General features: G+C 69.3%; 10 protein-coding genes and 1 pseudogene. 4 read left to right on the forward strand and 7 right to left on the reverse strand.

Annotated features, from left to right (window positions below):
• Positions 1-194 precede the first annotated feature (194 nt).
• Positions 195-1,634: an NF041680 family putative transposase gene (locus ABD352_RS28265; protein WP_425553667.1), complete on the forward strand. Its 1,440-nt coding sequence runs from the start codon at positions 195-197 to the stop codon at positions 1,632-1,634.
• A gap of 142 nt (positions 1,635-1,776) precedes the next feature.
• Here ABD352_RS28265 and ABD352_RS28270 read toward each other — a convergent pair whose 3' ends face one another.
• A complete protein-coding gene (locus ABD352_RS28270; protein ID WP_344615540.1) occupies positions 1,777-2,574 on the reverse strand; it encodes an SDR family NAD(P)-dependent oxidoreductase in 798 nt (265 codons plus the stop codon).
• Between ABD352_RS28270 and ABD352_RS28275 the strand changes: the two genes are divergently transcribed.
• Positions 2,542-4,488: a zinc ribbon domain-containing protein gene (locus tag ABD352_RS28275; protein ID WP_344615541.1), complete on the forward strand. Its 1,947-nt coding sequence runs from the start codon at positions 2,542-2,544 to the stop codon at positions 4,486-4,488. The genes ABD352_RS28270 and ABD352_RS28275 overlap by 33 nt on opposite strands.
• A gap of 46 nt (positions 4,489-4,534) precedes the next feature.
• Here the strand turns inward: ABD352_RS28275 and ABD352_RS28280 are convergent.
• Positions 4,535-4,642 (reverse strand): annotated as a pseudogene (locus tag ABD352_RS28280) (SDR family NAD(P)-dependent oxidoreductase); the annotation flags it as partial.
• 579 nt (positions 4,643-5,221) lie between these two features.
• Between ABD352_RS28280 and ABD352_RS28285 the strand changes: the two are divergent.
• A complete protein-coding gene (locus ABD352_RS28285; protein WP_344615542.1) occupies positions 5,222-6,139 on the forward strand; it encodes a DUF5996 family protein in 918 nt (305 codons plus the stop codon).
• Here ABD352_RS28285 and ABD352_RS28290 read toward each other — a convergent pair.
• The 4 genes from ABD352_RS28290 to ABD352_RS28305 form a co-directional block, all read right to left on the reverse strand.
• Entirely contained in the window at positions 6,122-6,811 is a 690-nt protein-coding gene (locus tag ABD352_RS28290; protein ID WP_344615543.1) for a transposase, read from the reverse strand. The two genes, ABD352_RS28285 and ABD352_RS28290, sit on opposite strands and share 18 nt — an antisense overlap.
• A gap of 81 nt (positions 6,812-6,892) precedes the next feature.
• On the reverse strand, positions 6,893-7,219 hold the full coding sequence (locus tag ABD352_RS28295; protein WP_344615548.1) for a site-specific integrase: 327 nt from the start codon (positions 7,217-7,219) through the stop codon (positions 6,893-6,895).
• Positions 7,220-7,384: 165 nt separating this feature from the next.
• Entirely contained in the window at positions 7,385-7,522 is a 138-nt protein-coding gene (locus ABD352_RS28300; RefSeq protein WP_344615544.1) for a hypothetical protein, read from the reverse strand.
• Positions 7,523-7,676: 154 nt separating this feature from the next.
• On the reverse strand, positions 7,677-9,284 hold the full coding sequence (locus ABD352_RS28305; RefSeq protein ID WP_344615545.1) for an MFS transporter: 1,608 nt from the start codon (positions 9,282-9,284) through the stop codon (positions 7,677-7,679).
• An 80-nt stretch (positions 9,285-9,364) separates the two neighbouring features.
• Between ABD352_RS28305 and ABD352_RS28310 the strand changes: the two genes are divergently transcribed.
• Positions 9,365-9,937 carry a TetR/AcrR family transcriptional regulator gene (locus ABD352_RS28310; protein WP_344615546.1) on the forward strand — a complete coding sequence of 191 codons (573 nt, stop codon included), beginning with the start codon at positions 9,365-9,367 and terminating at the stop codon, positions 9,935-9,937.
• A 121-nt stretch (positions 9,938-10,058) separates the two neighbouring features.
• Here the strand turns inward: ABD352_RS28310 and ABD352_RS28315 are convergent, their stop codons facing one another.
• On the reverse strand, positions 10,059-10,220 hold the full coding sequence (locus tag ABD352_RS28315) for a hypothetical protein (protein WP_344615547.1): 162 nt from the start codon (positions 10,218-10,220) through the stop codon (positions 10,059-10,061).
• Between the last annotated feature and the right edge of the window lie 70 nt (positions 10,221-10,290).

Genomic DNA, 10,290 nt, shown 5'->3' on the forward strand with positions numbered 1-10,290 from the left:
GGAAACGATGCGGCTGACCGTACGCGGCAGGCTGACCGTCAGGGTGGTCCGGCCGGTGACGACGTTCCAGACGCTTAGCTTGTTGTTTAACCTGCGGGCGGTCGGTGGTGACCCCGGCTGATCATGGGACAGCCCTTGGTTGATCCTTCTTCTTGTCGAGGGAAGAAGATCTATGACCAAGGGCTGTCTGGGTTATCAGTGTGCCTGATGCTGCCGTGGCGGGCGCGTTCGGGGAGTTGGGTAGGTTCCGGCGGGAGTTCTACCGGTGTGTGACCGCTCGGGCTGACGCGTTGTTCGAGCTGACCGACGCGTTGCTGTGTACCGACGGGCCGGTCAGGACGTTGGTGGACCTGACGTTGGCGCCGGAGTACCGGCGTGGGCACGGCGCGATGTACGACGGGCTTCACGCGGGCCGTATCGATGTGCAGCGGCTGCGCACGGCGGTGGCGGGCCTGCCGTTACCCCGCTCGGGCGAGGGGCGGCTCATGCTTGCCGTGGATGTCAGTCCGTGGCTGCGCCCGGACGCGGCGAGCAGCCCTGACCGGCTGTTCTGCCATGTGCACGGCCGGGGCCGGAACCAGGATCAGCAGATCCCGGGGTGGCCGTACTCGTTCGTGGCTGCGTTGGAATCCGGCCGAACGTCGTGGACCGCGGTGCTGGACGCGGTCCGGCTCGGCCCGGACGATGAGGTGGCCGAGGTGACCGCCGGGCAGGTTCGTGCGGTGCTGCATCGGCTGCTTGACGCCGGGCACTGGCGCGACGGCGACCCGGACGTGCTGGTCGTCTTCGACTCCGGCTACGACCTGGCCCGGCTGGCGTTCCTCCTGGCGGATCTGCCGGTCGAGGTGCTGGGCCGGTTGCGCGCCGACCGGGTGCTGCGACTGCCCGCACCACCCCGCCGGCCGGGCACGATCGGCCGGCCGGCCAAGCACGGCGGCGAGTTCCACCTCGCCGATACCGGCACCTGGCCGGCGCCTCGGCATGCGACCACCACCGGCACCACCCGCTACGGCATCGCCACCGCGCAGGCGTGGGACCGGTTGCATCCCCGGCTGACCCGCCGGGCCGCCTGGCTGGACCACGCCGGTGACCTGCCCGTGCTGGAAGGCACCCTGATCCGGCTCACGGTGCAGCACCTTCCCGGTGACCGCAATCCGAAACCGGTGTGGCTGTGGTCATCCCGCACCGGCGCGTCACCGTCGCATGTGGACAAACTGTGGCAGGCGTTCCTGCGCAGGTTCGACCTGGAACACACCTTCCGGCTGTTCAAACAGACCCTCGGCTGGACCGCCCCGAGACTGCGCAGCCCCGAGGCCGCCGATCGATGGACCTGGCTCGTGATCGCCTGCCACACCCAACTCCGCCTCGCCCGGGGACTCGCGCAGGACCTGCGCCGTCCTTGGGAACGCCCCACCGACCCGGACCGGCTCACCCCGGCCCGGGTCCGCCGCGGATTTCGGTACCTGCGCCCCAAAACCACCCGACCGGCCGGTGCACCGAAACCCACCACAGCCGGCCCAGGCCGCCCGCCAGGATCGAAGAACCACCGACGCCCCACCCAGCACGACGTCGGCAAGACCACCAAACGCGACAAGACCCTCAAGAACTGCGAAACAGGGACGAAGGTTAAATAACAAGCTCAGGTCGAGTAGCCGGGAGGGATCTCACCTCCGGCTCTCACAGATCTGGGCGTGACAGGTTCTTGTTCCCGGCTCCTGTCATCCCGTCTGCCAGCCTGTCTGTCGCAGACGGCACGACAGGCAGGCTCCGCTTGCGTCAGGCGAACAGGAACCGTCCTCCGTCGATGCCGATCGCCTGGCCGTTGATGTAGCCCGCGCCTTCGCTGGCGAGGAAGACCAGCATAGGGGCGCAGTCCTCGTACGCCGTGCCGAACCGTCCCGTCGGGATCTGCTCTGCAAGCGTCTTCGCGGCCGCACGGCCCTGCTCGCTCAGGTCGTAGGCAGGGGTCCTGATGACCGGCAGGAACGTGTTGGTGACGATGCCGTACTTTCCCCACTCTTGGGACGCGTTTCGGGTAAGCGCCATGATTGCACCCTTGGCCATCTCGTACGGGGTGAAACCGGGGATTCCGAACAACGCGGAGTGCGAGGCGGTGTTGATGATGCGTCCGTAGTGCCGTTCCTTCATGTGAGGCAGGCACTTCTGCATGAACAGCATCGTCTGGAGCGGCCCGGTGACGAAGCTGGCGATCGTGTCTTCCGGTTTGGTTTCCTCCAGATACCGCATCTCGCCCATGGCGCCCTGTGCGATGTTGGCCAGGATGTCGATCTGCCCGAACGACTCGATCGCCACCCCTACCACCTGGTCGATCTCGTTCTCCATGGCCACGTCACAGGTCACCGCTACAGCCTTGCCGCCGCTAGGGTGCGTATCAAAGTCTGGTGTCCTTGACGCTGCTCTCCCCAGGATGTGTCGCGGTTCCGGCTGAGCGGTGGCGTTGGGTAGTGTCGATGTGTGGCGGGGGCAGGACCACGGCGGCGGGGGCCGAACCGGACGGTGCCGTGGCGGTGCGAGGGTCTGGTGTCGGTGCTGCGCCTGCCGCTGGACGTGCATGAGCCGCGGGTACGGCAGATGCTGGAGCGGGTGTTCGCGGCCGCGTTCACCATCCGGCGGGCGGTCCAGCGTGACGCCCGGGCCCGGGTCGACGCCTACTGGGCCGCGCGTCGTGAGCGGGCAGCGGCCGGACCCGACGCGGTCCGCGGCCGCCTCGGGTTGTCCCGCAGCGGGCTGGAACACGCCGCCTACCGACATGTGGACGGTGCGCCACATGTGCGGCGGTATCTGACCAAGGCCCTGGCCATGCACCTGGCCGACGGGGTGTGGGAAGCCACCGAGCGGCACCTGTTCCCCGACGCCACTGACCGCCGGCACGGCCGGCCCCGCCCGGGCGGCTGGTGGCAGTTCGCCACGATCCCGGGCCGGGCCCGTTCGCATACCCGTGCCCGGAAGTGGGAGACGTTCCGGCTGGTGGGGAGCCTGGCCGGGCATAGCGCCACGTTCGGGCACGCCGGCCGGTTGTGGCAGCCGCGCCGGATGCCGGCCGTCACCGCCACCACCGCCGGAAATCCGGTGCGGTCATGGTGGGATCACGACGGCCCCTTCGCGGTGATCCTTACCGGCCTCGGCGGAGACGACCTCGTCCTGCCGGTGCGGCTACCGCAAGGCCCCGCCCGCCGGCCCGTCCTGGAGCACTACCTCGCCGACCCCGACCGCTGGCACAAGATCGACCTGGTCCGGCACCGCGACCCGGGCGCGGCGGGTGGGTGGCGCTACGAGGCGCACCTGATGGTCCTCGGCCCTGGCTACACGTCCCCCGCCGTCACCGAGCGCCGCCAGGCAGCCGCCCAACTCGAGCGCCGGGGCGGGGTGGACGTCAACGTGTCCAACCTGACCGTAGTGTCCGTCCCCACCGGCCCGGACGGCGGGTTCGCGGCCAGTCGCATCGCCCGCACCGGCGAGCACGACGCCGTCCTGGCCGCGCAGCGGTTGCGGCAGCGACGCCGGCAGCGGGCCCTGGACCGGTCCCGCCGCGCCGCCAACCCCGGCCAGTACCGGCTCTCGCCACGCCAGCAGCGCCGCGCCGACCGCCGCCACGCCGCCGGGCTGCCACCGGTGCAGGCCGCCGTGCCCGGCGGGCCGCGGGCGGCCAACACGGCCGGGGTGCCGGTCCGTGCCTACCGGCACGACACCCTGACCAACACCTACCAGCGGCTACGAGGCCGGGCCGCGGCCGACGGTGCCGCCCGCACCAGGGCCGGGCACACCCGCGCCCGGATCACCGCCGCGGCCCTGGTCACGGTCCACGGCGCCAGGCTGGTCGTCGAGGACACCGACATCCGCTCCTGGGCCCGGCGGTGGGGCCGCGGGATTCACGCCTTCACCCCCGGCATGCTCCTGGCCGCCCTGCGCCGCGAAACCACCGCCGTCGCCGCCCAGGCCGGACGCGGACTTGGGCTGGTGCGTGCGGGGACCCGGCACACCGCCTGGACCCAGCACTGCCTCTGCGGCCGCCGGATCCCTAAACGCCTCGCCGATCGCCGCCACCACTGCCCCAGCTGCGGGCTGACCGGGGACCGCGACCTCGTCGCCGCGCTGATCGGCGCGCACACCGTGCTCACCGACCCGGCCCAACCCAGCACCGCCCGGGTCGACTGGGACGCGGCACAGGCCACCCTCGACCGGTATGGGATCGAGACCATCAACGGAGGGCTGCAAGGAGCCCTGACCGAGTCAACCGGAACCCACCCCGGCCCCCACCACACCGGTGGACGGCCGCGGCGGCCGCAGCCCACCACCGGCCAACACGGCCAGCGGCAGGGCGCTCGGCGAACCTTCGGAACGAGCCCTCGACAACCCCGGATGAGCCCCACCACGCCAGTGGCCAGGACCACACCGGAACGACGAGACGCACACCCCGGACTGTCGACCAAGCCCGGCACCACAACCGGACTTCGACACAGACCTTAGTGGTGATCTCCTCGGCCAGTTCCTTCACCAGCTCGCCTTGGATGTCGGCGAGCACCACAGCGGCACCCTCGTCCGCGAACCGCCGCGCACAGCCTCGCCCGACACCGGACGCCGCACCGGTCACGATGGCCACCCGCTCGCTCAACTGCCCCATCTCGGCTCCTTCCACCTATTCGATCATTCGCTTTGCCTTCTCACCGCCGCCCATGTCGGCTCGGCAGCACGTCGAAACATTGCGCCCACACGATGATCAAGAGCACTAGCGCCCTGGCGACACGTCCTGTGCGGTCAGCATTCGCATCTGCTCGACGGTCGGGACACCGATCGCCCGTAGGCGACCGTCCTGCTGTCGACGGCGGCTCCCGTAGGTTGATTTTGTAGGTGGACGGGATGCCAAAGAGGTTGCCGCGTTCCTGGTCGTCGTGGAGGCGCGTAGGCTGCCTGGTCCACTGGCTCTGCCGGCGTGACCGGCGCCGGCAGGGAGTTGGCCGTCCGTACCACCTCGCCGGTCGTTCGCGTCGCGCCGCTCGGAATACGGCATCCTTGGAGCGGTCAACTGTCTCCCGCCGCGCCGGGGACAGCGCGACGGCCCGACGCAGGCGAGCGTGGCCGCACAGGCTGCGACCTTGGAGCTTCCGTTAAAGTTGGTCAGATAGCGCCCATACGGTCATCGTTTCGACAAGGAGGCCGATATGGGCCCGAAGGGTGCACGGCACGCTGTCGAGGAGTCCGGATGACCGAGTTGTTCCCGCCGATCCCGCTGTCCGCCTGGGCGGACTCGAAGGAAACCGTCCACCGGTTTGCGCAGATCGTCGGCAAGATCCGGCTGGAGCAGGCACCGCCGCGCAACCACTGGTGGCACGTACCGTTCCACTTGACCGGCCGTGGCATCACGTCCCGGCCCATGGGCCGGGACGTGATGTTCGCCATCGACTTCGACTTCATCGACCACCAGCTGGTCATCAACACCCTGGCCGGCCAGACGGTCTCCTTCCCGCTGCCCGGCCTGTCCGTCGCGGCGTTCCATGAGCGACTGTTCGCCGCGCTCTCGTACCTCGGTATCCGCGTCAACATCGGGGTCAAGCCCTACGATCTGACCGACAGCATCCCGTTCGCCGAGGACACCACGCACACTGCGTACGACCCGTTCTGGGTCAACCGGTACTGGCAGGTACTCAGCCAGGTGGGGCTAGTGCTGGAGGAGTACGCCGCCCGGTGCAACGCCAAGACCAGTCCGGTGCACCACTTCTGGCACACCTTCGACATCGCGGTCACCCGGTTCTCCGACCGGCAGGTGCCGCAGCCGGACACTGTCGACCCGGTGACCCGGGAGGCGTACTCGCACGAGGTAATCAGCGCCGGCTTCTGGTTCGGCGACAAGAACATTCCCGAGCCGGCCTTCTACTCCTACACCGCGCCCGAGCCCGACGGACTCACCGAGGAACCGCTGCGACCCGCGCAGGCGCGCTGGGTTGAAAACCGGGGTGCACACCTCGCGCTGCTGACGTACGACGATGCCCGCGCCACCGCCGACCCGCGCGCGACGGTCCTCGCCTTCCTGGAGAGCGCCTACCGGGCTGGCGCCCGCCGTGCCGACTGGGATACCAACAAACTACGCACCCAGTACGCACCGTTACCTTCTAGTGAGTAAATGTGACTCACGATCGGCAGTCGTCCGTTGCCGGCCGGCGTTGACCGGATGGGCCGGTCTTGACGCTTCGCGGCCCGCTGCCCGGCCTGCGGGTGCAGGTCTTACAGGCCTTACGTGGGCTTCACGTCCTGTTGTTGCGTCACCCAGCGACTCCAGGTCGACGTGCCGCACGAGTGCGGCAAGGTTCCGTGCGGCGTTGACGTCCCGGTCCAGGGACAGCCCGCAGGTGGTGCAGTGGTAGGTGCGCTCAGCCATCGACGGTTTGGGAACCTCGACCACGACCGTGTCGAACTGCTGCGCCAGCCGCTTGGTGAGCTGATGCCACGAGCCGGCGCGGACGGCCTCGACCGTGGCGTGCAGCCGGGTCACCGTCGCCTGTGCCCGCTGCCACCGGTTCGACGCGGTGCAGTTGCTCCTGGTGGCCGGGTCGTACGGTCCGACCCGCCGCGTGGCACGGCGCTGCGCTGTGCCGAGTTTCTTCAGCGCGGCGTTGAACGGCTTCGGGTTAGGCACGAGTTCGCCGGTGGACAGCACCGCCAGGTGTTTGATCCCGGCGTCCACCCCGACAATCCGGCCGGCCCTCGGCGCGAGACCGGGGTCGATGAGTTTGCGCGCATGGTCGGTGGCGGCAGCGTGCAGCAGATGACGTGCAGTGATCGGTGGAACGTGCATGGTCTGCCCAGCTGCTAGTCTTGCTTTTTAACCTTTGGCGCTCCCGCCGGGTGGAGGGCATCCGCCGCGGCTTGCTGACCTTCAACGCCGGATTCTCGCGTCCGACAACGGCCCATCGGCGACGGCCCGCCGGTACAGGCACCGCAGCGCGGAGATCAGATTCTCCGCCGAGCCATGCCCACCGCGAGCGGTACGCCGCTGGACACGGTTCGCCTTGACATGTTCGGCCAGCCGCTCGATGTCCGAGGGCCGGACCTCATCGATGCGCCGCTGGGACCAGTGCTCGAGAACTCGGTCCCAGTACGTGCTGTAGGCCCGGCGGCTGCCCTCGCTGGCGGCCTTCCCGCACGATCGGGATGTACTCGGCGAACGTCGGCGCCGTCGGTTGGCCGGCGCCGACGAGATCAGTGGGGGAGATGCCCATCCGCGCCAGCAGCAGGCGAGCGGCCTCCAGCTCTGCTGGGCCGACTGCGGCGGTCATGACGCATCTCCGAGACGAATCGCGTGCGGCGCGCGTCCCGAGCGAGTCCCAGCCGTTCGCCACCAGCTTGGCCCCGGCACGTCCAGCTTGACCTAGATGCTGGTGCCGCCGGTGTACTTCCAGGAGCCGGACCAGCCGGTGCCCGGGGGAGTGGCGAGCGCGGCCTGGGGAGCGATCGCCACTGTCGCCGCAACGGTGACCGCGACGACGAGGATTCGGGTCAATCTCATAGTCGGCGAGTCTGCGCAGCGCCAGGGTTGCATGCCCGTGATTGTCGTTGTTACGACGCTGATATCCGGACTGTCCAGAGCTGCCCTGCCAACCGGTGCGGGGGCAGCCGGTTCGCAGGGCCTGGTCCGGGCTGCCTCGGGCGCGGATCCGCGGTCAGGCTCGCTCCTGCGGCTGATGCTGCTGATGTGCGTGCGCTCCCTGCGTCCCGGCTCGTTCCCGGCGCCGGGCCGGGATCAGCAGCGCCAGGAGTGCGCTGAGCAGCGCGATGCCGGCTCCGACCCACATGACGGTATGCATGCCGGACATGAACGCGTGTTCGGTTGCCCGTGTGATCGTGGCCGTGGCGAGATCGTCCGTCTGCGCGGAGTGGTTCAGGTGCGCGTCGAGAGGAGCGATCCCCTGTTCGGCCAGGCCCTTGTGGGCGAGGACCTGATCCGCGACGGCATCGGGGACGCCCGCGCGGTGGAGTTGCGCCGGCAGTGTCCGTGCAACGATGGTTGCGATCACCGTCCCGAACACGGTCGTGCCGAGCACGCCACCGAGTTGGTTCGCGGTGGTCTGCAGGCCTCCCGCGACCCCGCTGTGCTCCACGGGAGCCGTCCCGACGATGGCCTCGGTCCCGGCGACCACGATGATCCCCATGCCCGCCCCCAGCAGGATCAGCCACGGCCACTGCTGGCTGTAGGGGGAGTTGGTGGACAGGCCGGCCAGCCCGACAAAGCTGGCCGCGAGCAGTGCCATCCCGAGGGCCAGCGGCCAGCGCGACCCCAGCCGCTCGGTCAAGCGCCCGCCCAGCGGCGAGCTGACCATGAACACCGCCATCAGCGGCAGCAGGCGAAGACCCGTCTCCAGCGGCGAATAGCCGTTCACGTTCTGCATGTACAGGCCGATGGAGAACAGCACGCCGTACAGCGCGATGTTCCCGGTCACGATCAGCACGACACCCACCGACAGGGCCCGGGAACGAAACAGCGACAGCGGAAGGATCGGCGCGGGGAAACGGTGCTGCCGAATCACAAACCCTGCGAAGAGGACCGCCGCCGCGCCCGCGCCCGTCGCCAGGTACCACCACGCACGGCCGGCGCTGGTGAGCGTCCATACCGACACGAACAACGCCCCGGCCAGCGCACCTGCGCCGACGATGTCGAAGCGATCAGCGCGGCCCGGGGCGCGGCTCTCGTCGACCCACCGGACCGCCAACGCGGCGGCGGCCAGTCCGATCGGGGCGTTCAGCACGAAGATCGCGGGCCAGGACAGGTACTCCACCAGCGTTCCACCGACAATCGGGCCGGCGGCAGCGGCGAACGCCGATGCGGCACCCCACGTCCCGATGGCACGGTTCAACTCGGCCGGCGGGAACGTCGATCGCAGGATCGCGAGGGTGTTCGGCACCAGGCAGGCCCCGGCGAGTCCTTGCAGCACGCGGAAGGCGATCAGGGCCGGGGTCGACGGTGACAGGCCGCACCCGAGGGACGCGAGCGCGAAACCGGCGACGCCGAGCACGAAGACGCGGCGCCGGCCGAACCTGTCGCCGAGCTTGCCGCCGACGATCAACGTCACCGCCAGCGCGAGAAGGTAGCCGTTGGTCACCCACTGCAGACCGGTCATCGACGCGCCGAGGTTGCGGGCGATCGTCGGGTTGGCGATGTGCACGACGGTGCCGTCCAGGCTGACCATCACCACGCCCAACGCCACCGCGACGAGTGTCATCCGTTGCTTGCGCCTCGACGGGCCGGTGTCCGCTGCGTCGATCCCACTCACGAGTCCTCCAAGTGAAACAAGCTGTATCAGTTGAGACAGGTTGTATCATTTACCGGGTGGGCGACGCTAGTGACCTCAACGTGACGGAACCCGAACGGCGGTTGGACGCCCGGCGCAACCGGGACGCGGTGATCGCCGCGGCGATCCGGATACTCGCGACCGACCCGGAGGCGAGCATGCGACAGATCGCCGAGGGGTCCGGCGTGGCACGCATCACCGTCTATCGGCATTTCCCGACGCGCGAACACCTCATCCAGGTGCTCATCGACCTCGTCGTCGAGGAGGAGCGAGCGGTTGTCACGACCGCGATCGCGCCAGGCGCCACCGCTGCGGCGGTCTTCGATCGCCTCGGCCCCGGGATCATCCGGGTCGGCGAGCGCTACCGGTTCCTCGACAAGCGTCCCGACCGGGTCGCCGAGGCGCCACTGCGCCGCCCCGACGCCGATGAGCCGCTGCTGAGGTGGCTGACCGAAGCTGCCGAGCGGGGCGAGCTGCGCACCGATCTGCCCCCCGAATGGATGTACGCGATGATCCATGGGCTCGGTCGCGCCGCCAACGAGGAAGTCCTGGTCGGACGCAGAACCGCCGACGAAGCCGGTCGGTTGCTCGCCCGCACCCTGACGCACGCTTTCGGCGCCGGCCGTGGCGGCTGAGCGACCGGCGTCGAACGGGCCGCGCCGGTGCTCGGTCGGCCGCCGTGGACGGCGCCCTCTGGTCGGTGCGACCGGCCGTACGGCACGGTCTTAAAGATCTTTCGGGATTTGAGTGACGACCTCAAAGGCGTAGACCGGTATGGGCCAGGAAGTTGAAGCACAGGTTGTAGCTGCTGCCGATGCGGTGCAGCCCGGTGTGTGCAGCGGTGTCGGCTTCGTCGATGTGTTCGGGGCAGAGGTTGGCCAGTTCGGTGGCTCTGAGGTTGCCCCAGACCAGTTCCACGGGGTTAAGGGTTCCTAACAAAGATGGTCTATGGGCTGGCGTCCTTTGTGGACGTTGATCTAGCATGTTG

The sequence above is a fragment of the Dactylosporangium salmoneum genome (assembly GCF_039532525.1).
Taxonomy (GTDB): Bacteria; Actinomycetota; Actinomycetes; order Mycobacteriales; family Micromonosporaceae; genus Dactylosporangium; species Dactylosporangium salmoneum.

Bases quoted from the DNA above. Each gene is read 5' to 3' on its own strand.
- ABD352_RS28270 (WP_344615540.1), bottom strand. From the start codon at position 2,574: ATGCACGTCCAGCGGCAGGCGCAGCACCGACACCAGACCCTCGCACCG.
- ABD352_RS28285 (WP_344615542.1), top strand. From the start codon at position 5,222: ATGACCGAGTTGTTCCCGCCGATCCCGCTGTCCGCCTGGGCGGACTCG.
- ABD352_RS28290 (WP_344615543.1), bottom strand. From the start codon at position 6,811: ATGCACGTTCCACCGATCACTGCACGTCATCTGCTGCACGCTGCCGCC.
- ABD352_RS28300 (WP_344615544.1), bottom strand. From the start codon at position 7,522: ATGAGATTGACCCGAATCCTCGTCGTCGCGGTCACCGTTGCGGCGACA.